Source organism: Escherichia sp. E4736 (assembly GCF_005781225.1).
GTDB lineage: Bacteria > Pseudomonadota > Gammaproteobacteria > Enterobacterales > Enterobacteriaceae > Escherichia.
On record NZ_VATT01000010.1, the window covers coordinates 227,235 to 253,802 of the forward strand.

General features: G+C 52.3%; 19 protein-coding genes, 2 pseudogenes and 1 riboswitch. Of the genes and pseudogenes, 15 read left to right on the plus strand and 6 right to left on the minus strand.

Features of this window, described 5'->3' with window-relative positions; translation table 11 throughout:
- The first annotated feature begins 276 nt into the window (after positions 1–276).
- From FEK46_RS07825 to FEK46_RS07845, 5 genes and pseudogenes are all read left to right on the plus strand, one after another.
- Positions 277–1,356: a PTS fructose transporter subunit EIIC gene (locus FEK46_RS07825; protein WP_130215303.1), complete on the plus strand. Its 1,080-nt coding sequence runs from the start codon at positions 277–279 to the stop codon at positions 1,354–1,356.
- Between the two features lie 14 nt (positions 1,357–1,370).
- Complete coding sequence (locus FEK46_RS07830; RefSeq protein WP_130206566.1) at positions 1,371–1,691, plus strand: PTS fructose-like transporter subunit IIB; 321 nt, start codon at positions 1,371–1,373, stop codon at positions 1,689–1,691.
- Between the two features lie 52 nt (positions 1,692–1,743).
- Positions 1,744–4,041: pseudogene (locus FEK46_RS07835) on the plus strand (formate C-acetyltransferase).
- Positions 4,007–4,885 (plus strand): [formate-C-acetyltransferase]-activating enzyme, encoded by an 879-nt coding sequence (locus FEK46_RS07840; RefSeq protein WP_131161581.1) that lies wholly within the window; start codon positions 4,007–4,009, stop codon positions 4,883–4,885. The pseudogene FEK46_RS07835 and the gene FEK46_RS07840 overlap by 35 nt, the downstream one beginning before the upstream one ends.
- 1 nt (position 4,886) lies before the next feature.
- On the plus strand, positions 4,887–5,228 hold the full coding sequence (locus FEK46_RS07845) for a PTS fructose-like transporter subunit IIB (RefSeq protein WP_130206560.1): 342 nt from the start codon (positions 4,887–4,889) through the stop codon (positions 5,226–5,228).
- On the opposite strand, the gene FEK46_RS07850 is transcribed toward FEK46_RS07845, so the two are convergent.
- The 4 genes from FEK46_RS07850 to argE all read right to left on the minus strand — a co-directional run bounded on the left by FEK46_RS07850 (position 5,215) and on the right by argE (position 12,308).
- Positions 5,215–6,066: an AraC family transcriptional regulator gene (locus FEK46_RS07850; RefSeq protein WP_130206558.1), complete on the minus strand. Its 852-nt coding sequence runs from the start codon at positions 6,064–6,066 to the stop codon at positions 5,215–5,217. The genes FEK46_RS07845 and FEK46_RS07850 overlap by 14 nt on opposite strands.
- Positions 6,067–6,239: 173 nt before the next feature.
- Positions 6,240–7,973 carry a phosphoethanolamine transferase CptA gene (locus FEK46_RS07855; protein WP_130259305.1) on the minus strand — a complete coding sequence of 578 codons (1,734 nt, stop codon included), beginning with the start codon at positions 7,971–7,973 and terminating at the stop codon, positions 6,240–6,242.
- 180 nt (positions 7,974–8,153) lie between these two features.
- A complete protein-coding gene (gene ppc / locus FEK46_RS07860; protein ID WP_130206554.1) occupies positions 8,154–10,805 on the minus strand; it encodes a phosphoenolpyruvate carboxylase in 2,652 nt (883 codons plus the stop codon).
- Between the two features lie 351 nt (positions 10,806–11,156).
- Entirely contained in the window at positions 11,157–12,308 is a 1,152-nt protein-coding gene (gene argE / locus FEK46_RS07865) for an acetylornithine deacetylase (RefSeq protein WP_135410678.1), read from the minus strand.
- 152 nt (positions 12,309–12,460) lie between these two features.
- Here argE and argC point away from each other — a divergent pair, with 152 nt between their 5' ends.
- The 4 genes from argC to oxyR all read left to right on the plus strand — a co-directional run bounded on the left by argC (position 12,461) and on the right by oxyR (position 16,867).
- On the plus strand, positions 12,461–13,465 hold the full coding sequence (argC, locus tag FEK46_RS07870) for an N-acetyl-gamma-glutamyl-phosphate reductase (protein WP_130206550.1): 1,005 nt from the start codon (positions 12,461–12,463) through the stop codon (positions 13,463–13,465).
- A gap of 7 nt (positions 13,466–13,472) precedes the next feature.
- The gene (gene argB, locus FEK46_RS07875; RefSeq protein ID WP_130206548.1) at positions 13,473–14,249 is read left to right on the plus strand and encodes an acetylglutamate kinase; all 777 of its coding nucleotides are present in this window, start codon (positions 13,473–13,475) and stop codon (positions 14,247–14,249) included.
- A 60-nt stretch (positions 14,250–14,309) separates the two neighbouring features.
- Positions 14,310–15,683, plus strand: a complete 1,374-nt coding sequence (gene argH, locus FEK46_RS07880) for an argininosuccinate lyase (protein ID WP_135560285.1) — start codon at positions 14,310–14,312, stop codon at positions 15,681–15,683.
- A 266-nt stretch (positions 15,684–15,949) separates the two neighbouring features.
- Complete coding sequence (oxyR, locus tag FEK46_RS07885; RefSeq protein ID WP_130206544.1) at positions 15,950–16,867, plus strand: DNA-binding transcriptional regulator OxyR; 918 nt, start codon at positions 15,950–15,952, stop codon at positions 16,865–16,867.
- Here the strand turns inward: oxyR and sthA are convergent.
- A complete protein-coding gene (sthA, locus tag FEK46_RS07890; RefSeq protein WP_001120822.1) occupies positions 16,850–18,250 on the minus strand; it encodes a Si-specific NAD(P)(+) transhydrogenase in 1,401 nt (466 codons plus the stop codon). The two genes, oxyR and sthA, sit on opposite strands and share 18 nt — an antisense overlap.
- A gap of 329 nt (positions 18,251–18,579) precedes the next feature.
- Here sthA and FEK46_RS07895 point away from each other — a divergent pair.
- The 4 genes and pseudogenes from FEK46_RS07895 to FEK46_RS07910 all read left to right on the plus strand — a co-directional run bounded on the left by FEK46_RS07895 (position 18,580) and on the right by FEK46_RS07910 (position 22,217).
- Positions 18,580–19,745: pseudogene (locus FEK46_RS07895) on the plus strand (M20 aminoacylase family protein).
- Between the two features lie 42 nt (positions 19,746–19,787).
- On the plus strand, positions 19,788–21,104 hold the full coding sequence (locus FEK46_RS07900; RefSeq protein ID WP_135560284.1) for a citrate-proton symporter: 1,317 nt from the start codon (positions 19,788–19,790) through the stop codon (positions 21,102–21,104).
- Positions 21,105–21,207: 103 nt separating this feature from the next.
- On the plus strand, positions 21,208–21,858 hold the full coding sequence (fabR, locus tag FEK46_RS07905) for an HTH-type transcriptional repressor FabR (RefSeq protein WP_001309117.1): 651 nt from the start codon (positions 21,208–21,210) through the stop codon (positions 21,856–21,858).
- Positions 21,858–22,217, plus strand: coding sequence for a YijD family membrane protein (locus tag FEK46_RS07910; RefSeq protein WP_000806411.1), 360 nt, complete (start codon positions 21,858–21,860; stop codon positions 22,215–22,217). The genes fabR and FEK46_RS07910 overlap by 1 nt, the downstream gene beginning before the upstream one ends.
- Positions 22,218–22,256: 39 nt before the next feature.
- On the opposite strand, the gene trmA is transcribed toward FEK46_RS07910, so the two are convergent.
- Positions 22,257–23,357, minus strand: a complete 1,101-nt coding sequence (gene trmA, locus FEK46_RS07915; protein ID WP_131161586.1) for a tRNA (uridine(54)-C5)-methyltransferase TrmA — start codon at positions 23,355–23,357, stop codon at positions 22,257–22,259.
- Positions 23,358–23,470: 113 nt separating this feature from the next.
- A riboswitch (cobalamin riboswitch) is annotated at positions 23,471–23,662 on the plus strand.
- A 64-nt stretch (positions 23,663–23,726) separates the two neighbouring features.
- On the opposite strand from trmA, the gene btuB reads away from it, so the two are divergent.
- A complete protein-coding gene (gene btuB / locus FEK46_RS07920) occupies positions 23,727–25,571 on the plus strand; it encodes a TonB-dependent vitamin B12 receptor BtuB (RefSeq protein WP_135560283.1) in 1,845 nt (614 codons plus the stop codon).
- A complete protein-coding gene (gene murI, locus FEK46_RS07925; protein ID WP_135560282.1) occupies positions 25,516–26,373 on the plus strand; it encodes a glutamate racemase in 858 nt (285 codons plus the stop codon). The genes btuB and murI overlap by 56 nt, the downstream gene beginning before the upstream one ends.
- The last annotated feature ends 195 nt before the right edge of the window (positions 26,374–26,568 follow it).

Genomic DNA, 26,568 nt, shown 5'->3' on the forward strand with positions numbered 1-26,568 from the left:
GATAAGAGCGCATGGCAACGGCCTGCCATGTGACAAATCTGCCAAAAGCTGGACAAATGTAATGTAACCGCCAATTTGCGACGCGTCTCACAAGACGCGCCATTCCGGCATGATTCCGAGTTAACGCAAGTTATGAGGCGGATCGCATTTTTGTACTGACATTACAAAAGTCCAGTAAATGGCCTTTTTATCCACTGTTTGACCTGCTTGCGATTGCCTATTGTTTCTCCCATCAAAAAATATGGACATAGGCTTGGGTAAGCCTGGGAGCGACTTATGAATGAGTTGGTACAGATCCTGAAAAACACTCGTCAGCACTTAATGACGGGCGTTTCACACATGATTCCCTTCGTGGTATCGGGCGGTATTTTGCTGGCGGTTTCCGTCATGTTGTATGGCAAAGGCGCAGTGCCGGATGCCGTAGCCGATCCGAATCTGAAAAAACTGTTTGATATCGGCGTTGCAGGTTTGACGCTGATGGTGCCTTTCCTCGCCGCTTACATCGGTTATTCCATTGCAGAACGTTCTGCGCTGGCCCCGTGTGCTATCGGTGCCTGGGTTGGTAACAGCTTTGGTGCGGGCTTCTTTGGTGCGCTGATCGCCGGGATCATCGGCGGCATTGTGGTGCATTACCTGAAGAAAATCCCGGTGCATAAAGTTCTGCGCTCGGTGATGCCTATCTTCATTATTCCGATCGTCGGTACCTTAATTACCGCTGGCGTCATGATGTGGGGGCTGGGCGAGCCGGTAGGCGCGTTGACTAACAGCCTGACTCAGTGGCTTCAGGGTATGCAGCAAGGCAGCGTGGTGATGCTGGCGGTGATTATGGGGCTGATGCTGGCGTTCGATATGGGCGGCCCGGTTAACAAAGTGGCCTATGCGTTTATGCTGATTTGCGTCGCTCAGGGTGTTTATACCGTGGTGGCAATTGCTGCCGTGGGGATCTGTGTTCCGCCGCTGGGCATGGGGCTGGCAACGCTGATTGGTCGTAAAAATTTCTCCGCAGAAGAGCGCGAAACCGGTAAAGCGGCGCTGGTAATGGGCTGTGTTGGCGTCACCGAAGGGGCGATTCCTTTCGCTGCCGCCGATCCGTTGCGTGTCATTCCTTCCATTATGGTAGGGACTGTCTGTGGCACGGTGACCGCAGCAATGGTAGGTGCGCAGTGCTATGCAGGCTGGGGTGGTCTGATTGTGCTGCCGGTGGTTGAAGGCAAGTTGGGTTACATCGCGGCAGTGGCTGTTGGGGCTGTAGCAACGGCTATCTGCGTTAACGTGCTGAAAAGTCTGGCGCGTAAAAATGGGTCTTCGACTGATGAGAAGGAAGACGACCTGGATCTGGATTTTGAAATTAATTAATTGAGGAACGAGCCATGACGAAAATTATTGCAGTAACCGCATGTCCTTCAGGTGTTGCCCATACCTATATGGCGGCAGAGGCGCTGGAAAGTGCCGCGAAAGCGAAAGGCTGGGAAGTAAAAGTAGAAACCCAGGGGTCGATTGGTCTGGAAAACGAACTGACTGCGGAAGACGTGGCGAGCGCCGATATGGTGATTCTGACCAAAGATATCGGCATCAAGTTTGAAGAGCGTTTTGCTGGCAAGACCATCGTGCGCGTCAACATCAGCGATGCGGTAAAACGTGCTGACGCCATCATGAACAAAATCGAAGCCCATCTGGCACAGACTGCTTGAGTTTTTAGCCCGCCTGAAACGGCGGGCTTGTTTTTCCCTACAGGAGTTCCTCATGACGAATCGTATCTCTCGCCTTAAAACTGCATTGTTTTCCAATACCCGTGAAATCTCGCTGGAGCGTGCGCTGCTTTACACTGCCAGTCATCGGCAAACTGAAGGCGAGCCGGTGATATTGCGTCGGGCGAGAGCAACAGCGTATATCCTTGAACATGTTGAAATTTCGATTCGTGATGAAGAACTGATTGCCGGTAACCGCACCGTAAAACCGCGCGCCGGGATTATGTCGCCGGAAATGGACCCTTACTGGCTGCTGAAAGAGCTGGATCAGTTCCCGACGCGCCCGCAAGACCGCTTCGCCATTAGCGAAGAAGATAAACGTATCTACCGCGAAGAGTTGTTCCCGTACTGGGAAAAACGTTCGATGAAAGATTTCATCAACGGGCAGATGACGGATGAAGTAAAAGCCGCGACCAGCACGCAGATTTTTAGCATCAACCAGACGGATAAAGGCCAGGGACACATTATTATTGATTACCCGCGCCTGCTGAATCACGGGCTGGGTGAGCTGGTGGCGCAGATGCAGCAACATTGTCAACAACAGCCGGAGAATCACTTTTATCAGGCTGCGCTGTTACTGCTCGAAGCCTCGCAGAAACACATTTTGCGTTACGCCGAACTGGCGGAAACGATGGCGGCAAACTGCACAGATGCCCAGCGTCGCGAAGAACTGCTGACTATTGCGGAGATCTCCCGCCATAATGCCGAACATAAGCCGCAGACGTTCTGGCAGGCGTGCCAGTTGTTCTGGTACATGAACATCATCCTGCAATACGAATCCAACGCTAGTTCGCTGTCGCTGGGGCGCTTCGACCAGTATATGTTGCCGTTCTATCAGGCATCATTAACTCAGGGGGAAGATCCGGCGTTCCTGAAAGAACTGCTCGAATCTTTATGGGTGAAATGCAACGACATCGTACTGTTACGTTCTACCAGCAGCGCGCGTTATTTCGCAGGTTTCCCAACCGGGTATACCGCACTGCTCGGCGGGTTAACCGAGAACGGACGTAGCGCAGTGAACGTACTTTCGTTCCTTTGCCTCGATGCCTATCAAAGCGTGCAGTTGCCGCAACCGAACCTGGGCGTGCGCACTAACGCCTTGATCGACACGCCGTTCCTGATGAAAACCGCAGAAACCATTCGCCTCGGCACCGGTATTCCGCAAATCTTCAACGATGAAGTGGTGGTGCCCGCATTCCTCAACCGTGGCGTTTCGCTGGAAGATGCGCGCGATTATTCAGTGGTGGGCTGCGTGGAATTATCTATTCCTGGCAGAACCTACGGTCTGCACGACATCGCGATGTTTAACCTGCTGAAAGTGATGGAAATCTGCCTGCATGAGAATGAAGGCAATGCCGCGCTGAGCTATGACGGTTTGCTGGAACAGATCCGCGCCAAGATCAGCCACTACATCACCCTGATGGTTGAAGGCAGCAATATTTGTGATATCGGCCATCGCGACTAGGCACCTGTACCGCTGCTCTCGTCTTTTATCAGCGATTGTCTGGAAAAAGGTCGCGATATTACCGATGGCGGCGCGCGTTATAACTTCTCCGGTGTTCAGGGGATCGGTATCGCCAACCTGAGTGATTCTCTCCATGCGTTGAAAGGGATGGTTTTTGATCAACAGCGTTTAAGTTTTGACGAATTGTTGTCGGTATTAAAAGCGAACTTCGCAACGCCAGAAGGCGAAAAAGTCCGCGCTCGCTTAATTAATCGCTTCGAGAAATACGGTAACGATATCGACGAGGTGGATAACATCAGCGCCGAGCTGTTGCGCCATTACTGCAAAGAAGTGGAAAAATACCAGAACCCGCGTGGTGGTTACTTCACGCCGGGATCGTATACCGTTTCTGCTCATGTCCCGTTGGGATCGGTGGTTGGTGCGACGCCAGACGGTCGTTTTGCCGGAGAACAACTGGCAGACGGCGGCTTGTCACCCATGCTGGGCCAGGATGGGCAAGGACCAACGGCGGTACTGAAGTCAGTCAGCAAGCTCGATAACACGCTGCTTTCTAACGGGACGTTGCTGAACGTGAAATTCACTCCGGCGACCCTGGAAGGTGAAGCGGGATTACGCAAACTGGCCGACTTCTTACGGGCATTTACCCAGCTGAAGTTGCAGCATGTTCAGTTTAACGTGGTGAACGCCGACACGTTACGTGAAGCCCAATTACGCCCGCAGGACTATGCGGGGCTGGTGGTACGCGTTGCCGGATACAGCGCCTTCTTTGTCGAACTGTCGAAGGAGATCCAGGATGACATCATCCGCCGGACAGCGCATCAGCTGTAACGTTGTGGAAACGCGCCGCGATGATGTGGCGCGCATTTTCAACATTCAGCGTTATTCGCTGAATGACGGCGAGGGCATTCGCACGGTGGTCTTTTTTAAAGGCTGTCCGCATCTTTGCCCGTGGTGTGCTAATCCGGAGTCGATCTCCGGCAAAATCCAGACGGTGCGCAGAGAGGCGAAATGTCTGCACTGTGCGAAATGTTTGCGCGATGCGGATGAATGCCCCTCCGGGGCGTTTGAACGGATTGGTCGCGATATCAGCCTTGACGCGCTGGAACGGGAAGTGATGAAAGATGACATTTTCTTTCGCACGTCCGGTGGCGGCGTCACACTTTCTGGTGGCGAAGTGTTGATGCAGGCGGAATTTGCTACCCGTTTTTTGCAACGACTGCGGCTGTGGGGCGTGTCATGCGCCATCGAAACTGCCGGAGACGCGCCAGCCAGCAAGTTGTTACCGCTGGCGAAATTGTGCGATGAAGTGTTGTTCGATTTAAAAATTATGGACGCGACTCAGGCGCGGGATGTGGTGAAGATGAACCTGCCACGCGTACTGGAGAACCTGCGTTTGCTGGTGAGTGAGGGTGTCAACGTGATCCCGCGTTTGCCGCTGATCCCCGGCTTCACACTCAGTCGGGAGAATATGCAGCAGGCGCTGGACGTGCTGATCCCGCTGAATATCAGGCAGATCCACCTGTTGCCGTTTCATCAGTACGGCGAGCCGAAATACCGCCTGCTGGGGAAAACATGGTCGATGAAAGAGGTTTCTGCGCCGTCGTCAGTCGATGTGGCAACAATGCGCGAAATGGCAGAACGGGCCGGATTTCAGGTTACCGTGGGAGGTTAAAATGGCATACCTGGTGGCAGTAACCGCCTGCGTGAGCGGCGTGGCGCATACTTATATGGCGGCGGAACGGCTGGAAAAGTTGTGTCAGATAGAGAAGTGGGGCGTCAGCATTGAAACCCAGGGCGCGCTGGGAACGGAGAATCGTTTAGCGGACGAGGATATCCGCCGGGCGGATGTCGCGCTGTTGATTACGGATATTGAGCTTTCCGGTGCCGAGCGATTTGAACATTGTCGCTACGTGCAATGCAGTATCTACGCGTTCCTGCGTGAGCCGCAGCGGGTGATGAGCGCGGTGCGCAAAGTGCTTTCTGCGCCGCAGCAAACCCATCTTATTCTGGAGTAGTTGGTTTTTCTGTCAGTTGGCTGTGGTACTGCCGACGATATTCCGACGGCGAGCGTTCGGTATTTTTACGAAACAGACGGCAGAAGTAGTTGCTGTCGACAAAGCCGCAGGCGTGCGCCACTTCTTTTACCTTCAGGTCATACCCTTTCAATAACGTTTTAGCGTGCTCCAGTCGCGTGTGATTCAGGTATTCGTTAAAACCAATGGCCCCCGTTTTTTGAAACAGATGCGAGAGGTAATTTGGCGAAATATAGAATGCCTGTGCGACAGATTCGCGGGTAAGCGCGGAGGCATAGCGCTCGTCGATATAATCACGAATAGCTTCGAATAGAGCCTGGCTGCGTGAGGCGGTCTGGATTTGGCTGCCAAGCAAATCGCGGCAGTGGCTAAGCAGGCTGGCGACGATAAGCCTTGCCGTTTGCTGCTCCTGTGGCTGCATTTGCATTTCATTGAGCGTTTGTAGCAGAAAAGAACCAATGCGCGGGCCGCGTCGGGCGACGTGCTGCTTCGCCAGATTTTGATACTGTTTGCCATCCCATTGCACGACGCTGAAGCCGAGTTGCTGTTTGCCAAACAGCACACTAAAGGTGGTCGCGGGTGTTTTCCATTGTGGGAAATTCCAGCCGCCAGCGGGAACGTACAGCACATCGCCGGGAACTAACGTTGCTCCAGCGCCGGTATCAACAAACTCACCTTCCAGCACAATTTCCAGCCGTGGAAAATCGACCTGATACGCAAGATCGGGCGCCGGACCGTTGCTGCTGGCAAAGTAAATCTGGCGAAGCGACAGCGGGCCGTTTATCAGGCGGGAGAGCAGATAGCTGACGTCGTGATACATGTTATTCCCTTAGGTATGTAGACGGGAAAACAGTAACTGGCATTATAAAAAAAGGCCACCTGAAAAGTGTGGCCTGATGGGAGTTCGATGTAAACATTGTGGCAGTTTCAGTCGCCTTGTATTGCCGGATGCGGCGTGAACGCCTTATCCGGCAAATAGCATCTGGCTGATAATTACTGATTACCCACCTGATCGCCATACGGCAGAGTGTCGTAATCGATCAGCGCATTTTTCTTATACGGGTTACCAATCCAGCGGGTAGTTTCTTTGAACTGCGGATTCACCACCGAACGGGTTGGATCGTAACCGTCGTAAGATAAACCTGCCAAATCCGACCAGGTGTGGATCAGTTCCGCCAGGCTGTATTTACGATCAACATCCTGCGAGAAATCACGCGGATGAGTCGCCTGCCATTTTTCCGACGTCCACAGCAGGAACGGAATGGTGTACATATGGCGCGTCGGGTTATCTTCGTTACGCCCCTGAGTTTTGTGTGGCGGCGTGTCGTAAACCTCTTCACCGTGGTCAGAGAAGTAAACCAGGAAACCGTTCGGGTCTGCTGCTTTAAAGTCTTTAATCAGGCTGGCAACCACATGATCGTTATACAGGTTAGCGTTGTCATAGTCGTTATATGACTCCAGCTCTTCTGCGCTTAATCCCGGCGGAACATGATCGGTATTGCCATCAAACTTGCCCTGATTTTCCGGGTAACGGTATTTGTATTTGATATGCGTACCCAGCAGATGAACGATGATCAGTTTCTTCGGCGCAGGGTCCTTCAGCACTTCCTGGAACGGCTTCAGCACGTTGGTGTCGTATTCACGCGCACTCTGCGTACGTTGCTGGTTCATGTAGTACTGCTTGTCGGTCTGGCGCGAAAATACCGTCAGCATGGTGTTGCGGGCAGTCATCGTCTGCTGGTTGGTTATCCAGAAGGTTTTATAACCTGCCTGTTTCATCATGTTCATCAGTGACGGCTGTGTCAGATACAGGTCCGGGTTCTTTTCGTTGGCAAAGGTCAGCGCCTGTTGCAGGATTTCAATGGTGTACGGACGAGACGTAACTACGTTATTGAACACGGTCAGGTTCGGATCGGTTTTATGCAGCGCATCCAGTTCCGGCGTGGTTTCACGCGGATAGCCGTACAGGCTCATGCGTCCACGCTGGGTCGATTCGCCAATCACCAGCACTAAGGTGCGCGGTTCGTTACCCGATTCGTCTTTGAAATTAGCCAGTGGCGGTAACGCGTTATTTTCATTCAGCAGCTTCGTCAGTGAGTTAAGTTGTTGACGATACTGATAATAACCGGTCAGAAATTGCCACGGCGCGGCAGGTTCCATGCGTGATGCCAGATTATCCAACGTTTTCTCAAACGGCTTGTGTTTGATAAACGTGTTCATGGCGATAGGGTGCAGAATCAAACCATAAAGCAGGGCAAAAGAGACGATATAACGCCACGGCTTTGGAATATAGACCGGGCGCAGGCGCGTCCACAGCAAAATTGCCACCGCCGTATAGGCCAGCGCGATAAGCACAATCTTCAGGCTGAAATACTGGCTTAAATACTCGCTGGCTTCGTTGGTGTTGGTTTCAAACATCACAAACAGAACGCTCTGCGAGAACTCCTGACCGTAGATGACGTAGTAGCACAACGCTGCCAGAGACGCCGCCCACAGCATTACGCCGATTACTGCTGCGATAATCTTAATCCGCTTCGGAAAGAGGAATACCGGGATCAACCACAGCGAACTGAACAGCAGCGAGTCGCGAATGCCGTTGGTGCCGCTGTAGCCGCTGATGTAAATAATGGCCTGTAACAGGGTAGAGAAAAACCAAAAGTAGAGCAGTGCCCAACCCAGGGCTTTCCAGCTAAAAATGGGTTTAGTCTGGACTTCAGTGGAATGCATAGTAAGAACCCGTTTTGGATAATAGCGCCGAATGTAAGGACAAAACCTTAAGGATATCTGAAGGGATATCCAGAATCTGGGTGAAATGCAGACAGAAATATATTGAAAACGAAGGTGTTAGAACAGAAGTATTTCAGAAAACCCTCGCGCTATTGCACGAGGGTTGATAGAGGAGGGGGGTTAGCCAGTATTACGCATACCTGCCGCAATTCCGGCAATAGTGACCATCAACGCTTGTTCGACGCGGGGATCCGGCTCCTGTCCTTCTTTTTCTGCCAGGCGCGAACGATGCAGCAACTCTGCCTGCAGTACGTTCAGCGGGTCAGTGTATATATTTCGTAGCTGAATAGACTCGGCAATCCACGGTAGATCGGCCATCAGATGGGAGTCGTTGGCAATCGCCAGCACCACTTTGATGTCTTCTTCTTGCAGATTGCGTAACTCTTTACCTAACGGCCACAGTGCTTTGTCGACCAGGCGTTGGTCATAGTATTCCGCCAGCCACAGGTCTGCTTTGGCGAAGACCATCTCCAGCATGCCGAGACGCGTTGAGAAGAACGGCCAGTCGCGGCACATGGCTTCCAGTTCGCTCTGCTTGCCATCTTCGACCACTTTTTGCAGCGCCGTACCTGCACCCAGCCAGGCGGGGAGCATCAGGCGGTTTTGTGTCCAGGCAAAAATCCACGGAATGGCGCGCAGAGACTCGACGCCGCCGGTTGGACGACGTTTCGCCGGGCGTGAACCTAACGGCAGTTTGCCCAGTTCCTGTTCTGGCGTAGCGGAGCGGAAGTAAGGGACAAAGTCTTTGTTTTCACGCACGTAGCCACGGTAGAGATCGCAGGAGATGACTGACAGTTCATCCATAATGCGACGCCAGCTCTCTTTCGGCTCAGGCGGTGGCAGCAGGTTGGCTTCCAGAATCGCCCCGGTGTACAGCGACAAGCTGCTAACGGTGATTTCTGGCAGACCGTATTTAAAGCGGATCATCTCGCCCTGCTCGGTTACGCGCAGGCCGCCTTTCAGGCTTCCCGGCGGTTGCGACAGCAGCGCCGCATGGGCTGGTGCGCCGCCGCGACCAATGGAACCGCCGCGACCGTGGAACAGTGTCAGTTCAATGCCCGCTTTTTCGCAGGTTTTGATTAACGCGTCCTGTGCCTGATATTGCGCCCAGGAGGCCGCCATCACGCCCGCATCTTTTGCTGAGTCGGAATAGCCAATCATCACCATCTGTTTGCCCTGAATCAGACCGCGATACCAGTCGATATTCAGCAGTTGGGTCATGACATCGTTGGCGTTGTTCAGGTCATCGAGAGTTTCAAACAGCGGTGCGACCGGCATCGCAAATCCAATACCCGCTTCTTTCAGCAGCAGGTGGACGGCCAGTACGTCGGACGGCGTTTTCGCCATCGAGATCACGTAGGCGGCAATAGAGCCTTGCGGCGCTTCGGCAATCACTTGACAGGTATCAAGCACTTCGCGTGTTTCGGCGCTTGGTTGCCAGTTGCGTGGCAGAAGCGGACGTTTGGAGTTCAGTTCGCGGATCAGGAACGCCTGTTTGTCGGCCTCTGACCAGCTTTCGTAATCGCCAATGCCGAGATAGCGGGTCAGCTCGCCCAGCGCTTCGGTATGGCGGGTACTCTCCTGACGGATATCAATACGCACCAGCGGTACGCCGAAACATTTCACGCGGCGCAGGGTGTCGAGCAGATCGCCGTTGGCGATAATACCCATGCCACACGCCTGAAGTGACTGGTAGCAAGCGTAGAGCGGTTCCCACAGTTCTTCATTCTGCGTCAGCAGACCTTCCGGCTTCGGCAGCTCTTCGCCTTTCAGACGCGCCTCCAGCCAGGCCTGTGTCGCCATCAGGCGAGAACGCAGGTTTTTCATCAGATAGCGATACGGTTCTGCGGCACCTTCTTCGCCAACCAGCGCCAGCAGTTCTGGGGTGGCCTCAACCATCGACAGTTCAGAAACCAGAACCTGAATATCTTTCAGGAACAGGTCGGTGGCTTTCCAGCGACTGAGCAGCAGGACACGGCGGGTGATATCGGCGGTTACATTAGGGTTGCCGTCGCGGTCGCCGCCCATCCACGAGGTAAAGCGTACCGGAACAAATTCGACTGGCAGCTTATAGCCGAGGTTCTCTTCCAGTTGTTCGTTCAGTTCGCGCAGGTAATTTGGTACGCCTTGCCACAGGCTGTTTTCCACTACGGCAAAGCCCCATTTCGCTTCATCAACCGGAGTTGGGCGCAGCTTACGGATTTCATCAGTATGCCAGGACTGAGCGATCAACTGGCGCAGGCGGCGCATCAGCTGGTGGTGTTCGTAGTCGGCGATATCTTTGTTATCGAGCTGCTTTAAGCAGGCGTTCACTTCCACCATTTTGTGGATCAGTGTACGACGGGTAATTTCGGTTGGATGAGCCGTGAGGACCAGTTCCAGCGACAGCGATTCCACTGCTTTTTTGATGGTGTCTTCGCTCAGTTCCGGCTGGTTTTTCAGTTTACGCAGGGTGCGGGCGATCACCTCCGGATTGCTGGCAGCCTCGCCTTTCGGCGAAATGCTGTGGTATTGCTCGGCAGTGTTGGCCAGATTCAGGAACTGACTAAACGCACGCGCAACGGGCAGCAGCTCGTCGTTCGACAAATTTTGTAAAGTGGTGAGTAACTCCTGGCGGTTAGCATCATTGCCAGCGCGTGAAGATTTGGACAACTTACGGATAGTTTCTACGCGTTCAAGAATGTGTTCTCCCAACGCATCCTTGATGGTTTCTCCCAGCACTTTGCCGAGCATACTGACATTACTACGCAATGCGGAATATTGTTCGTTCATATGACCCCAGACACCCATCTTATCGTTTGATAGCCCTGTATCCTTCACGTCGCATTGGCGCGAATATGCTCGGGCTTTGCTTTTCGTCGTCTTTTATAAAGCCACGTAAAAGCGGTGACGTCAAATGCTGCGAAATCGCTTCAGCAAACGAATAAATAGCAGGAATTTACGCCATTAAATTCACAACGTTTTAAATAAGCGTAACTTATGGGAATGTTAAAAAATCGCCATACATAACACCAAAGGTGTAGGTCGGATAAGATGCGCAAGCATCGTATCCGACATTATTTGTGGCACCGGAGTGTGGCAACGGTGCCGGATGTGGCGCGAGCGCCTTATCCGGTCTACGTTTTAATGCCAGCAAAAATGGTGAATCACCTGGGTAATCAATTCACGGGTGGGCTTGATAAAACGCGTCTCCAGATATTCATCAGGCTGATGGGCTTGATTGATTGAGCCCGGGCCTAGCACCAGCGTCGGGCATAGCGTCTGAATAAACGGTGCTTCAGTACAGTAGTTCACCACTTCGGTCTTTTCGCCAAGCAATTTCTCAACCACTTCAACCAGTTGATGATTTGGCGGGCATTCATAGCCTGGGATCGGTGGGTGCAACTCTTCGACCGTCAGACGACCCGGCCAGCGTTCGCTCACTGGAGCCAGCGCGTCGTTGAGTAGGCCATTAAGTTCGTTGAGCGTCATGCCCGGCAGCGGGCGAATATCCATATGCAACTCACAGCAGGCGCAAATTCGGTTAGAGGCGTCGCCGCCATGAATATGCCCGAGGTTGAGCGTGGGATACGGCACGGTAAACGCTTCATAGTGATAACGTTCTTTAAGATTATCGCGCAATTGCAAAATATGGCCGATGGCGTCGTGCATCAGTTCAATAGCGTTAACCCCGCGCGACGGATCGCTGGAGTGGCCCGACTGACCCATAATTCGAATGGCATTTGAGATGTGGCCTTTATGCGCGCGTACCGGTTGCAGCGACGTTGGTTCGCCAATGATGGCGCAATCCGGTCGCAGGGAGGTGGTTTCGGCAAAATAACGCGCTCCTGCCATACTGGTTTCTTCATCGGCAGTCGCCAGAATGTAGAGCGGTTTTTTCAGTTTAGTGACGTCGACATCGCGTAGCGCATCGAGGATAAACGCAAAAAAGCCTTTCATGTCGGCGGTGCCTAAGCCGTAAAGCTTGCCGTCATGCTCCGTCAGTGTAAACGGATCGCGCGTCCAGCGACCGTCATCAAATGGCACCGTATCGGTATGCCCCGCCAGCAACAAGCCGCCAGCCCCCTGTCCGGTACTTGCCAGCATATTAAATTTGTTGCGAGTTCCTGGCACAGGCTGCACTTCCACATTGAAGCCTAAATCTTTAAACCAGTCCGCCAGCAGAGTGATTAAATCTGCATTACTTTGATCGAGTGCCTCTTCCGTGGCGCTTATTGAAGGTGTGGCAATCAGAGCACGGTAAATCTCGATAAATGGCGGTAATTTGTTTTTCATTGTGACACACCTCAGGTCGTGATAGTATCAATATTCATGCATTATTTGTGAATAAAAATACACTAACGTTGAGCGTAATAAAACCCACCAGCCGTAAGGTGAATGTTTTACGTTTAGCCAGGCAAACAGACATAAGAAGGTGAATAGCCCCGATGTTGAATACGCTGATTGTGGGTGCCAGTGGTTACGCTGGCGCAGAGCTAGTGACCTATGTAAATCGCCATCCGCATATGAACATAACCGCTTTGACTGTCTCAGCGCAAAGCAATGATGCGGGAAAGTTAATCTCCGATTTGCATCCGCAGCTCAAAGGCATCGTTGATCTGCCGTTGCAGCCGATGTCGGATATCAGCGAGTTTAGCCCAGGGGTGGATGTGGTGTTTCTCGCCACCGCCCATGAAGTTAGCCACGATTTAGCGCCGCAATTTCTTGAAGCGGGCTGTGTGGTGTTCGACCTTTCCGGCGCATTTCGCGTTAACGACGCCGCCTTCTATGAAAAATATTACGGCTTTACCCATCAATACCCGGCATTGCTTGAGCAGGCGGTCTATGGCCTGGCGGAGTGGTGCGGCAATAAATTAAAAGAAGCGAACTTGATTGCGGTGCCGGGCTGTTATCCGACGGCGGCACAGCTGGCGCTGAAACCGTTGATTGATGCCGATCTTCTCGACCTCAGTCAGTGGCCGGTGATTAACGCCACCAGCGGCGTGAGCGGAGCAGGGCGTAAGGCAGCGATTTCAAATAGCTTTTGTGAAGTGAGCCTGCAACCGTATGGCATCTTTACCCATCGCCACCAGCCAGAGATCGCTACGCATCTCGGTGCTGACGTCATCTTCACCCCGCATCTGGGCAATTTCCCGCGCGGTATTCTCGAAACCATTACCTGCCGCCTGAAACCGGGCGTGAGTCAGGCGCAAGTGGCGCAGACATTACAGCAGGCGTATGCGCATAAACCGTTGGTGCGTCTGTATGACAAAGGCGTTCCGGCACTAAAAAATGTCGTCGGGCTGCCGTTTTGCGATATCGGATTTGCCGTTCAGGGCGAGCATCTGATTATTGTGGCGACCGAAGATAACTTACTGAAAGGCGCGGCGGCACAGGCAATCCAGTGTGCCAATATTCGTTTCGGCTATGCCCAAACGCAGTCTCTTATTTAAGGGGGCAATGATGAATCCATTAATTATCAAGCTGGGCGGCGTACTGCTGGATAGCGAAGAGGCGCTGGAACGGCTGTTCAGCGCACTGGTGAAATATCGTGAGTCACATCAGCGTCCGCTGGTGATTGTCCACGGCGGCGGCTGCGTGGTGGATGAGCTGATGAAAGGGCTGAATCTGCCGGTGAAAAAGAAAAACGGCCTGCGGGTGACGCCTGCGGATCAGATAGACATTATCACCGGAGCGCTGGCGGGAACGGCAAATAAAACCCTGCTGGCATGGGCGAAGAAACATCAGATTGCGGCCGTAGGTTTGTTTCTCGGTGACGGCGACAGCGTCAAAGTGACCCAGCTTGATGAAGAGTTAGGCCATGTTGGACTGGCGCAGCCAGGTTCGCCTAAGCTTATCAATACGTTGCTGGAAAACGGTTATCTGCCGGTGGTCAGCTCCATTGGCGTAACGGACGAAGGACAACTGATGAACGTCAATGCCGACCAGGCGGCGACGGCGCTGGCGGCAACGCTGGGCGCAGATCTGATTTTGCTCTCCGACGTCAGCGGCATTCTCGACGGTAAAGGGCAACGTATTGCCGAAATGACCGCCGCGAAAGCGGAACAACTGATTGAGCAGGGCATTATTACCGACGGCATGATTGTAAAAGTGAACGCGGCGCTGGATGCTGCGCGCACGCTGGGCCGTCCGGTAGATATCGCTTCCTGGCGTCATGCGGAACAGCTTCCGGCACTGTTTAACGGTATGCCGATGGGTACGCGGATTTTAGCTTAAGTTTTGTTGGCCGGAGACGTCGCTTTCCGGCATTGAATTTCAAGATAAGGAAACAGAGTTATGGCACTTTGGGGCGGGCGTTTTACCCAGGCAGCAGATCAACGGTTCAAACAATTCAACGACTCACTGCGTTTTGATTACCGTCTGGCGGAGCAGGATATTGTTGGCTCTGTGGCCTGGTCCAAAGCCCTGGTAACGGTAGGCGTGTTAACCGCAGAAGAACAGGTGCAACTGGAAGAGGCGCTGAACGAGCTGCTGGAAGATGTTCGCGCCAGGCCACAACAAATCCTCGAAAGCGACGCCGAAGATATCCATAGTTGGGTGGAAGGCAAACTGATCGACAAAGTGGGTCAGTTAGGCAAAAAACTGCATACCGGGCGTAGCCGTAATGATCAGGTAGCGACTGACCTGAAACTGTGGTGCAAAGATACCGTTAGCGAGTTGCTGACGGCTAACCGTCAGCTGCAATCGGCGCTGGTGGAAACCGCACAAAACAATCAGGACGCGGTGATGCCAGGTTACACTCACCTGCAACGCGCCCAGCCGGTGACGTTCGCTCACTGGTGCCTGGCGTATGTTGAGATGCTGGCGCGTGATGAAAGCCGTTTGCAGGACGCGCTTAAGCGTCTGGATGTCAGCCCGTTAGGCTGTGGCGCACTGGCGGGAACGGCCTATGAAATCGATCGTGAACAGTTAGCCGGCTGGCTGGGTTTTGCTTCGGCGACACGTAACAGTCTCGACAGCGTTTCTGACCGTGATCATGTGCTGGAACTGCTTTCTGCTGCCGCTATCGGCATGGTGCATCTGTCGCGTTTTGCTGAAGATCTGATTTTCTTTAACACCGGCGAAGCGGGGTTTGTCGAGCTTTCTGACCGCGTGACTTCTGGTTCATCATTAATGCCGCAGAAGAAAAATCCGGATGCGCTGGAGCTGATTCGCGGTAAATGTGGGCGGGTGCAGGGCGCGTTAACTGGCATGATGATGACGCTGAAAGGTCTGCCGCTGGCTTACAACAAAGATATGCAGGAAGACAAAGAAGGTCTGTTCGACGCGCTCGATACCTGGCTGGACTGCCTGCATATGGCGGCGCTGGTGCTGGACGGCATTCAGGTGAAACGTCCGCGTTGCCAGGAAGCGGCGCAGCAAGGTTACGCGAACGCCACTGAACTGGCGGATTACCTGGTGGCGAAAGGCGTACCGTTCCGCGAGGCGCACCATATCGTGGGTGAAGCAGTGGTGGAAGCCATTCGTCAGGGCAAACCGCTGGAAGAGCTGCCGCTCAGTGAGTTGCAGAAATTCAGCCCGGTGATTGGCGAAGATGTCTATCCGATTCTGTCGCTGCAATCGTGCCTCGACAAGCGTGCGGCAAAAGGCGGCGTCTCACCACAGCAGGTGGCGCAGGCGATTGCTTTTGCAAGAGCGCGGTTGGGGTAAGAACATTTATATGTACAAATTTGAGCCTGGCTTATCGCCGGGCTTTTTTATGGCAAAAAAAAGCGGATCCTGGAGATCCGCAAAAGTTCACGTTGGCTTTAGTTATTCGAGTTGAGAAACTCTCGAAACGGGCAGTGACTTCAAGGGTTAAAAGAGGTGCCGCTCCGTTTCTGTGAGCAATTATCAGTCACAATGCTTGATAGGGATAATCGTTCGTTGCTATGCTACCTATCGCCATGAACTATCGTGGCAATGGAGGATGGATAATGAATATTCGTGATCTTGAGTACCTGGTGGCACTGGCCGAGCACCGCCATTTTCGGCGTGCGGCAGATTCCTGCCACGTTAGCCAGCCGACGCTTAGCGGGCAAATTCGTAAGCTGGAAGATGAGCTGGGCGTGATGTTGCTGGAGCGGACCAGCCGTAAAGTGTTATTCACCCAGGCGGGAATGCTACTGGTGGATCAGGCGCGTACCGTGCTGCGCGAGGTGAAAGTCCTTAAAGAGATGGCAAGCCAGCAGGGGGAGACGATGTCCGGGCCGCTGCATATTGGCTTGATTCCCACGGTTGGGCCTTACCTGTTGCCGCATATTATCCCGATGCTGCACCAGACCTTTCCGAAGCTGGAAATGTATCTGCATGAAGCGCAGACCCATCAGTTACTGGCGCAACTGGACAGTGGCAAACTCGACTGCGTGATCCTCGCGCTGGTGAAAGAGAGCGAAGCATTCATTGAAGTACCGTTGTTTGATGAACCCATGTTGTTGGCAGTCTATGAAGATCACCCGTGGTCTAATCGCGAATGCGTGCCGATGGCCGATCTGGCAGGGGAAAAACTGCTGATGCTGGAAGATGGTCACTGTCTGCGCGATCAGGCAATGGGCTTCTGCTTTGAAGCTGGAGCGGATGAAGATACACACTTCCGCGCGACCAGTCTGGAGACGCTGCGCAACATGGTGGCCGCAGGTAGCGGGATCACTTTATTGCCTGCGCTGGCTGTACCGCCAGAACGCAAACGCGATGGCGTCGTTTATCTGCCGTGCATTAAGCCGGAACCACGCCGTACCATTGGTCTGGTTTATCGTCCAGGCTCACCGCTGCGTAGCCGCTATGAGCAGCTGGCAGAGGCCATCCGCGCAAAAATGGATGGCCATTTCGATAAAGCGTTAAAACAGGCGGTTTAAGCCGTTTAATGCCGCTACCCGATAGGCTTCCGCCATGGTCGGGTAGTTAAAGGTGGTGTTGACGAAGTACTCAATAGTGTTGCCGCCACCTTTCTGTTCCATAATCGCCTGACCGATATGAATAATTTCGGCAGCGCGCTCACCAAAGCAATGGATCCCCAGAATCTCTTTCGTTTCCCGATGGAACAAAATTTTCAGCGTACCCACGTTCATGCCAACGATTTGTGCACGTGCCAGATGTTTAAACTGGGCGCGGCCTACTTCATACGGTACTTTCATCGCGGTCAGCTGCTGTTCGGTTTTGCCCACAGAGCTGATTTCTGGGATGGTGTAAATACCGGTAGGGATATCTTCAATCAAGTGCGCGGTGGCTTCACCTTTTACCAGCGCCTGCGCGGCAATGCGCCCCTGGTCATAGGCCGCTGAAGCCAGGCTTGGATAACCAATCACGTCGCCCACCGCGTAAACGTGCGGCTGCGCGGTCTGATACATGCTGTTGACCTTCAGCTGTCCGCGACTGTCAGTTTCCAGCCCAATGTTCTGTAACGCCAGCGAATCGGTATTACCCGTGCGACCGTTGGCATAGAGCAGACAGTCGGCTTTCAGTTTTTTGCCCGACTTCAGATGCATGATCACACCGTCGTCACAGCCTTCGATCTTCTCGTACTCTTCGTTGTGACGAATCACTACGCCACTGTTCCAGAAGTGATAGGAGAGCGAATCTGACATCTCTTGATCGAGAAACGCCAACAGGCGATCGCGGGTATTGATCAGATCTACTTTTACATCCATACCGCGGAAGATCGACGCATATTCACAGCCGATCACTCCAGCACCGTAAATAAGTACATGGCGCGGTTCGTGGTGCATGCTAAGAATTGAGTCGCTGTCGTAAATGCGTGGATGGGTGAAATCGACGTCTGCTGGATGATAAGGGCGTGAGCCGCAGGCTATGACAAATTTTTCAGCGGTTAACGTTTCGACCGTGCCGTCCGGGCAGTCCAGCGCCAACGTATGCTCGTCAACAAAGCGAGCGTTCCCCTGCAATATTTCACAGTGATTACGTTCGTAAAATCCCTGACGCATGCGCGTTTGTTGATTAATCACGTTATCGGCATGGTTAAGGATATCGGCAAAAGAAGAGCGGAGCAGTCGGGAATGGTCGCTGTAAAGTGGGTTTTGATTGAATTCTATAATGCGGCTGACGGCGTGACGGAGGGCTTTCGACGGGATGGTTCCCCAGTGGGTGCAACCGCCGCCAACATTTTGATAACGCTCGATAACTGCGACGCGCGCACCTTGCTTAACAAGACCCATTGCAGCGCCTTCGCCGCCGGGGCCGGAACCTATTACTATGGCATCGTAATCGTAGGAATGTGGCATGGTAGGGCTTACCTGTTCTTATACATAAAAGCAACAGAATGGTAACATTTTATCGCGGGTAAGCCAATTGATCCCCGTCATTTATCTGGCTATATCGTGACCGGCCTTTGCTTTGTCTTCCCCCTTCTTATTTTATTAATTCACTATTAATCGCTTTTTCTTATGGCTGATAGTTTTATCTTGCCGAAGTGTGTTTTTTTGTTATTGTCTATGTTAAATATTCTTATAAAACAAATATATAAATATTTTATATTGATTCCTTTTTTATATTTATACCATCAATAAAATCCGTTAATTAACCTGTTTATAAGTGAATAAAGGAATAGTCGATGATCGAACACTACATTCGTGGGTTTGAGGAAGAGTTGCGCGAGATTCGCCACCAAATCCACGAAAATCCGGAGTTGGGGCTACAAGAATTTAAAACCAGTGCTCTGGTTGCGGAAAAGCTGCGCCAGTGGGGTTATGAGGTAGAGCAAGGACTGGCGACGACGGGGATAGTGGCCACGTTAAAAGTGGGCGACGGAGAGAAAAGTATTGGCCTGCGGGCGGATATGGATGCGTTGCCGATTTATGAAAATAGCGGCAAGCCCTGGGCCAGTAAACATCCCGGTTTAATGCACGCATGCGGGCATGACGGCCATACCACGATATTACTAGGTGCAGCGCGTTATCTTGCCGAAACGCGTCGTTTTAACGGCACGTTACGTCTTATCTTCCAGCCCGCAGAAGAGATGATTAACGGCGGCGAGATTATGGTTAAAGAAGGTCTTTTTGACCACTTCCCCTGCGATGTCATTTTCGGGATGCACAACATGCCGGGCTTGCCGGTTGGCAAGTTTTTCTTCCAGCCAGGGCGCTAATGGCGTCAATGGATCAGTTCCATATTACGGTTCGTGGTTGTGGCGGACACGGTGCGATCCCGCACAAAGCCATCGATCCGGTGCTGGTCGCGGCACATATCACCACCGCATTACAAAGCATTGTGTCGCGCAATGTCGATCCGCTGGAAGCGGCGGTAATTACCGTTGGCAGCATTGTTGCAGGAGAGGCGGCTAACGTCATTCCTGACAGTGCTGAGATGAAAATCAGCGTCCGCTCTCTTAGCCGCGATACCCGACAACTTCTTCTGACCCGTATTCCGGCTCTGGCGCAAGCCCAGGCTGTCAGCTTTTGCGCTACGGCTGATGTGACGCATGTTAACGGTACGCCGGTATTAGTGAATGACGAGGAGATGGCGCGCTTCGCCTGGCAGGTGGCGTGTAAAACGTTTGGTGAAGATCGGGCCGAGTTTGGCATCAAGCCCCTGATGGGCAGTGAGGATTTCTCTTTCATGCTGGAAGCCCAGCCGAAAGGCGCTTTTTTGCTGTTCGGTAATGGCGATGTCGGGGAAGGTTCCTGCATGGTGCATAACCCGGGCTACGACTTCAACGATGCAAGTCTGGTCCCGGCGTGCAGCTACTGGGGCGCACTGGTAGAAGCCTGGCTGCAATAAATAAAACAACACACAACAACACTTTCTGGCAAGGAACATGGAATGACGGCGATCGTAAATGGAAGCGTGATTGTGAAGAAAAAGCCCAGCGGTAAGCGGGTGATTTTTGCGTCGGCGTTTGGCAATGCGCTCGAATTTTTTGATTTTGGCGTTTACAACTTTTTTGTGGTCTATATCAGTACGCTTTTCTTCCCGCCCAGCGCTGATCATAATGTCGCGCTGTTACTGGCATTTGCAACGTTTGGCGTGAGTTTTTTTATGCGCCCGCTTGGTGGAATTATCGTCGGGGCCTGGGCCGATCGTTTCGGACGTAAACCCGCGATGGTGTTCACCATTGCCCTGATGAGCCTCGGTACGCTGATGATCGGCATCGCGCCGACATATGCGACGGCGGGCTATTGGGGAACGGCGACGTTGGTACTGGCGCGTCTAATTCAGGGTGTTGCGGCAGGAGGTGAAGTCGGCGCTTCAATGTCTTTACTGGTTGAATCAGCTCCGGCAAATCGCCGCGGTTTTTACAGCAGTTGGTCGCTGGCGACCCAGGGGCTGGCAACGACCTTTGGTGGTATTGTCGCTTTAGGCCTGAGCACTTGGCTACCGTTTGCCACAGGTTCAGAAACCGTAATGGCTGAATGGGGCTGGCGTGTACCATTTTTTATTGGCGTGTTATTAGCACCGATCGGTTGCTGGTTGCGTCTGAGCCTGGAAAATGACGTACCTGAACCTGTACACAATAAAAAAGCTGCTGCCAGCGAAAGCGCGTTCTCTCTGCTCCTGCAACATAAAGCGATTATCATTAACGGCGTTTTACTCGCTATCGGTAGCACGGTAGCAACCTATATTTCCCTCTTTTACTATGGCACCTGGGCGGCGAAGTATCTGGCAATGCCTCAACACTATTCTCATGCAGCGATGTTACTGGCGGGGGTAATTACGTTTGTGGGCGCGCTGTTGGTGGGGATGCTATGTGATTCGGTCGGGCGTAAAAAGCTGATTTTAATCTCCCGTGTGATGGTGCTGATCTGTAGCTGGCCGTCATTCTGGTTGTTGGTGAATTACCCAAGCCCCGGCATGTTGCTGACGGTAGTTTTCGTGATGGTCAGCTTTACCACGCTTGGTGGGGTACCGGTAATGTTGCTGATTTCCGAACTATTGCCGAAACGGATTCGGGCATTAGGCTTCGCGCTGGTTTATAGCATTGGTGTAGCAATCTTCGGCGGTTTTGCGCAATATTTCGCCACGCAATCCATCGTGTTACTGGATAGTCTGACGGCTCCGGCGTGGTATCTGGGCGGAGGCACGTTGCTGTCGATGCTGGCGTTATTGTTTGTAAAAGAACCGGCCAAAGAGTTGCAGTAAATGTGTTTTATTGCGCTACCGTTCATTCACAACACTGGAGCAATCCAGTATGTTCATTCTCTGGTATAGTGCCAGCAGTACTTTTGGCAAGGATTCAGACATCGTGATGGGCGTAAGAGCGCAGCAAAAAGAAAAAACCCGACGTTCGCTGGTAGAAGCCGCATTTAGCCAATTAAGTGCTGAACGCAGCTTCGCCAGCCTGAGTTTACGTGAAGTGGCGCGTGAAGCGGGCATTGCTCCCACCTCTTTTTATCGGCATTTCCGCGACGTAGACGAACTTGGCCTGACCATGGTTGACGAGAGTGGTTTGATGCTGCGTCAGCTTATGCGCCAGGCGCGTCAGCGTATCGCTAAAGGCGGGAGTGTGATCCGTACCTCGGTATCCACATTTATGGAGTTCATCGGTAATAATCCTAACGCCTTCCGGTTATTATTGCGGGAACGCTCCGGCACCTCCGCCGCGTTTCGTGCCGCCGTTGCGCGTGAAATTCAGCACTTCATTGCGGAACTTGCGGACTATCTTGAACTCGAAAACCATATGCCGCGCGCGTTTACTGAAGCGCAAGCCGAAGCAATGGTGACGATTGTCTTCAGTGCGGGTGCCGAGGCGTTGGATGTCGGCGTCGAACAACGTCGGCAATTAGAAGAGCGACTGGTACTGCAACTGCGAATGATTTCGAAAGGGGCTTATTACTGGTATCGCCGTGAACAAGAGAAAACCGCAATTATTCCGGGAAATGTGAAGGACGAGTAATGAAACAAGCAAATCAAGATAGAGGTACGTTGCTGCTGGCGTTAGTTGCTGGCTTATCGATTAATGGTACTTTCGCAGCGCTGTTTAGCTCCATTGTGCCATTTTCTGTATTCCCGATTATTTCCCTGGTGCTGACGGTTTACTGCCTGCATCAACGTTATCTTAATCGCACTATGCCGGTCGGCTTGCCGGGTCTGGCAGCTGCCTGTTTTATTCTCGGCGTTCTGCTTTATAGCACTGTGGTTCGTGCGGAATATCCGGATATCGGTTCTAACTTCTTCCCGGCTGTGCTGTCCGTCATTATGGTGTTCTGGATTGGCGCGAAGATGCGTAACCGTAAGCAGGAAGTTGCTGAGTAATCGGTAACATGCCGGATGCTGGCGCATCCGGCATGGGGTTTACTTCGCGGTCAGTAATACGCCGCACTCCATATGGTGCGTGTAGGGGAACTGATCAAACAGAGCCAGACGTTCAACCTTGTGCGTCTGGCTTAATGTTTCCAGATTCTTACACAGCGTTTCCGGGTTGCAGGAGATATACAGAATACGCGGATACGCCTGTACCATTTTCTCGGTTTCACTGTCCAGACCGCTGCGCGGTGGGTCGACAAAAATGGTTTCGCACTGATAACTCTTCAGGTCGATACCTTGCAGACGATTAAATTCGCGTACTCCATTCATCGCCTGAGTAAATTCTTCCGCCGCCATACGAATAATTTGTACGTTATCAATATGGTTAGCTGCGATGTTGTATTGCGCAGCAGCAACCGATGGCTTGGCGATTTCGGTGGCTAATACCCGATCAAAATTGCGCGCCAGTGCTAATGAAAAGTTACCGTTGCCGCAGTACAGCTCCAGCAAATCGCCTTTTGAGCCTTTGGTTACGTCCAGCGCCCATTCCAGCATCTGAATATTCATCGCCGCGTTTGGCTGGGTGAAACTGTTCTCCACCTGACGGTAGATCATCTCTTTTCCGGCGACCGGCAGACGCTCGTCGATGTAATCTTGATCCAGCGCGATTTTGGTTTTCGTTGCCCGACCAATCAGATGCACATTCAGATTCTGCGCGCGCAACGCATCGCGCAGGGCTTCCGCCTGCTGACGCCATTCGTCATCCAGCTTTTTATGGTACAGCAGAGAAACCACCGCCTGATTACTCAGCGTGGTGAGGTAATCAATCTGGAACAACTTGTGGCGCAGAACGGGATTATTACGCACACCCGCAATCATCGCCGTCATCAACTGGTTGATAAGTTCACTGGCGGCAGGGAAGCTATCCACGCGGATACGGTTTTTGGTTTGTTGATCGAAAATGATGTGGTACAGGTCATCGCCATCGTGCCAGATGCGGAACTCTGCACGCATCCGGTAATGGCTGACCGGCGAGCGAAACACTTCCGGAACCAGGTCAGAAAACGGTGCCATCATACTTTGCAAACGTACCACTTTTTCGGCTAACTGCGCTTCATACTGTTCTGTTGGAAGGTGTTCGGGGGTCATGATGTATCCTGAAAAATTAAAGTACGCGGCGATTGTAGGGATTGCTCATCAGATGTCCAGATCTTGATGAATTCCTATTTGTGAGCTACGTCTGGACAGTAACTTGTTACAACCTGTAGCATCCACTTGCCGGTCCTGTGAGTTAATAGGGAATCCAGTGCGAATCTGGAGCTGACGCGCAGCGGTAAGGAAAGGTGCGATGATTGCGTTATGCGGACACTGCCATCCGGTGGGAAGTCATCATCTCTTTGTATCTTCAGATACCCCTCCAAGCCCGAAGACCTGCCGGCCAACGTCGCATCTGGTTCTCATCATCGCGTAATATTGATGAAACCTGCGGCATCCTTCATCTATTGTGGATGCTTTACAATGATTAAAAAAGCTTCGCTGCTGACGGCGTGTTCCGTCACAGCCTTTTCTGCTTGGGCACAGGATACCAGCCCGGATACTCTCGTTGTTACTGCTAACCGTTTTGAACAGCCGCGCAGCACTGTGCTTGCGCCAACTACTGTTGTGACGCGTCAGGATATCGACCGCTGGCAGTCGACCTCGGTCAATGATGTGCTGCGCCGTCTCCCTGGCGTGGATATCACCCAAAACGGCGGTTCAGGTCAGCTTTCTTCTATTTTTATTCGTGGCACAAATGCCAGTCATGTGTTGGTGTTAATTGATGGCGTACGCCTGAATCTGGCAGGGGTGAGTGGTTCAGCCGATCTTAGTCAATTCCCCATTGCACTTGTTCAGCGTGTCGAATATATCCGCGGGCCGCGCTCCGCCGTTTATGGTTCTGATGCAATAGGCGGGGTGGTGAATATCATCACGACGCGCGATGAACCTGGAACGGAAATTTCAGCGGGGTGGGGAAGCCATAGTTATCAGAACTACGATGTCTCGACGCAGCAACAACTGGGGGATAAGACACGGGTAACTCTGTTGGGCGATTATGCTTATACCCATGGTTATGATGTTGTCGCTTACGGCAATACAGGAATGCAAGCGCAGCCTGATAACGATGGTTTCTTAAGTAAAACGCTTTATGGTGCGCTGGAACATAATTTTACCGATGCCTGGAGCGGCTTTGTACGCGGCTATGGCTATGATAATCGGACCAATTATGACGCGTATTATTCTCCGGGTTCACCATTGGTCGATACCCGTAAACTCTATAGTCAAAGTTGGGACGCCGGGCTGCGCTATAACGGCGAACTGATTAAATCACAACTCATTTCCAGCTATAGCCATAGCAAAGATTACAACTACGATCCGCATTATGGTCGTTATGATTCGTCGGCGACGCTCGATGAGATGAAGCAATACACCGTCCAGTGGGCAAACAATGTCATCGTTGGTCACGGTAGTATTGGTGCGGGTGTCGACTGGCAGAAACAGACTACGACGCCGGGTACAGGTTACGTTGAGGATGGATATGATCAACGTAATACCGGCATCTATCTGACCGGGCTGCAACAAGTTGGCGATTTTACCTTTGAAGGCGCAGCACGCAGCGACGATAACTCACAGTTTGGTCGTCATGGAACCTGGCAAACCAGCGTCGGATGGGAGTTCATCGAAGGTTATCGCTTCATTGCTTCCTACGGGACATCTTATAAGGCACCAAATCTTGGACAACTGTACGGCTTCTACGGTAATCCGGATCTGGACCCTGAGAAAAGCAAACAGTGGGAAGGCGCGTTTGAAGGCTTAACAGCAGGAGTGAACTGGCGTATTTCCGGATATCGTAACGATGTTAGTGACTTAATCGATTATGACGACCATATCCTGAAATATTACAACGAAGGGAAAGCGAGGATTAAAGGTGTCGAGGCGACCGCCAATGTTGATACCGGACCACTGACGCATACTGTGAGTTACGATTATGTCGATGCGCGCAATGCGATTACTGACACGCCGTTGTTACGCCGTGCTAAACAGCAGGTGAAATACCAGCTCGACTGGCAGTTGTATGACTTCGACTGGGGTATTACTTATCAGTATTTAGGCACTCGCTATGATAAGGATTACTCATCTTATCCTTATCAAACCGTTAAAATGGGCGGTGTGAGCTTGTGGGATCTTGCGGTTGCGTATCCGGTCACCTCTCACCTGACAGTTCGTGGTAAAATAGCCAACCTGTTCGACAAAGATTATGAGACAGTCTATGGCTACCAAACTGCAGGACGGGAATACACCTTGTCTGGCAGCTACACCTTCTGAACCACGTCCCACCGTGCTGGTGTTTGATTCCGGCGTCGGTGGGTTGTCGGTCTATGACGAGATCCGGCATCTCTTACCGGATCTCCATTACATTTATGCTTTCGATAACGTCGCTTTCCCGTATGGCGAAAAAAGCGAAGAGTTTATTGTTGAGCGTGTGGTGGAAATTGTCACCGCCGTGCAAGTGCGTTATCCCCTTGCGCTGGCTGTGGTCGCTTGCAACACCGCCAGTACCGTCTCACTTCCTGCATTACGCGAGAAGTTTGCGTTCCCGGTTGTCGGTGTCGTTCCGGCAATTAAGCCAGCGGCACGCCTGACAGCTAATGGCATTGTCGGATTGCTGGCAACTCGTGGTACGGTAAAACGTTCTTATACCCACGAGCTAATCGCGCGTTTCGCTAATGAATGTCAGATAGAGATGCTGGGCTCGGCAGAAATGGTTGAGCTGGCTGAAGCGAAGTTGCATGGCGAAGAAATCTCTCTGGATGCGCTAAAACGTATCCTGCGCCCGTGGTTAAGAATGAAAGAGCCGCCAGATACCGTTGTTCTGGGTTGCACCCATTTTCCTCTACTACAAGAAGAACTGTTAAAGGTGCTGCCAGAGGGAACCCGGTTGGTGGATTCTGGCGCAGCGATTGCCCGCCGAACGGCCTGGCTGCTGGAACATGAAGCTCCGGATGCAAAATCTGCCGATGCGAATATTGCCTTTTGTATGGCAATGACGCCAGAAGCTGAACAATTATTGCCCGTTTTACAGCGTTACGGCTTCGAAACGCTCGAAAAACTGGCAGTTTCAGGCTGATTTGGTTGAATGTTGCGCATTCGGAAAATTATTTTAAATTTCCTCTTGTCAACTCAGAATAACACCCTATAATGCGCCACCACTGACACGGAACAACGGCAAACACGCCGCCGGGTCAGCGGGATTCTCCTGAGAATTCCGGCAGAGAAAAGCAAAAAAATGCTTGACTCTGTAGCGGGAAAGCGTATTATGCAC

What these genes read in the sequence shown, in the direction of transcription:
- sthA (WP_001120822.1), bottom strand. Translation starts at nt 18,250, where the DNA reads ATGCCACATTCCTACGATTACGATGCCATAGTAATAGGTTCCGGCCCC.
- argB (WP_130206548.1), top strand. Translation starts at nt 13,473, where the DNA reads ATGATGAATCCATTAATTATCAAGCTGGGCGGCGTACTGCTGGATAGC.
- oxyR (WP_130206544.1), top strand. Translation starts at nt 15,950, where the DNA reads ATGAATATTCGTGATCTTGAGTACCTGGTGGCACTGGCCGAGCACCGC.
- argC (WP_130206550.1), top strand. Translation starts at nt 12,461, where the DNA reads ATGTTGAATACGCTGATTGTGGGTGCCAGTGGTTACGCTGGCGCAGAG.
- FEK46_RS07910 (WP_000806411.1), top strand. Translation starts at nt 21,858, where the DNA reads ATGAAACAAGCAAATCAAGATAGAGGTACGTTGCTGCTGGCGTTAGTT.
- btuB (WP_135560283.1), top strand. Translation starts at nt 23,727, where the DNA reads ATGATTAAAAAAGCTTCGCTGCTGACGGCGTGTTCCGTCACAGCCTTT.
- FEK46_RS07900 (WP_135560284.1), top strand. Translation starts at nt 19,788, where the DNA reads ATGACGGCGATCGTAAATGGAAGCGTGATTGTGAAGAAAAAGCCCAGC.
- FEK46_RS07855 (WP_130259305.1), bottom strand. Translation starts at nt 7,973, where the DNA reads ATGCATTCCACTGAAGTCCAGACTAAACCCATTTTTAGCTGGAAAGCC.
- FEK46_RS07825 (WP_130215303.1), top strand. Translation starts at nt 277, where the DNA reads ATGAATGAGTTGGTACAGATCCTGAAAAACACTCGTCAGCACTTAATG.
- ppc (WP_130206554.1), bottom strand. Translation starts at nt 10,805, where the DNA reads ATGAACGAACAATATTCCGCATTGCGTAGTAATGTCAGTATGCTCGGC.
- argH (WP_135560285.1), top strand. Translation starts at nt 14,310, where the DNA reads ATGGCACTTTGGGGCGGGCGTTTTACCCAGGCAGCAGATCAACGGTTC.
- argE (WP_135410678.1), bottom strand. Translation starts at nt 12,308, where the DNA reads ATGAAAAACAAATTACCGCCATTTATCGAGATTTACCGTGCTCTGATT.
- FEK46_RS07830 (WP_130206566.1), top strand. Translation starts at nt 1,371, where the DNA reads ATGACGAAAATTATTGCAGTAACCGCATGTCCTTCAGGTGTTGCCCAT.
- trmA (WP_131161586.1), bottom strand. Translation starts at nt 23,357, where the DNA reads ATGACCCCCGAACACCTTCCAACAGAACAGTATGAAGCGCAGTTAGCC.
- FEK46_RS07850 (WP_130206558.1), bottom strand. Translation starts at nt 6,066, where the DNA reads ATGTATCACGACGTCAGCTATCTGCTCTCCCGCCTGATAAACGGCCCG.
- murI (WP_135560282.1), top strand. Translation starts at nt 25,516, where the DNA reads ATGGCTACCAAACTGCAGGACGGGAATACACCTTGTCTGGCAGCTACA.
- FEK46_RS07845 (WP_130206560.1), top strand. Translation starts at nt 4,887, where the DNA reads ATGGCATACCTGGTGGCAGTAACCGCCTGCGTGAGCGGCGTGGCGCAT.
- FEK46_RS07840 (WP_131161581.1), top strand. Translation starts at nt 4,007, where the DNA reads ATGACATCATCCGCCGGACAGCGCATCAGCTGTAACGTTGTGGAAACG.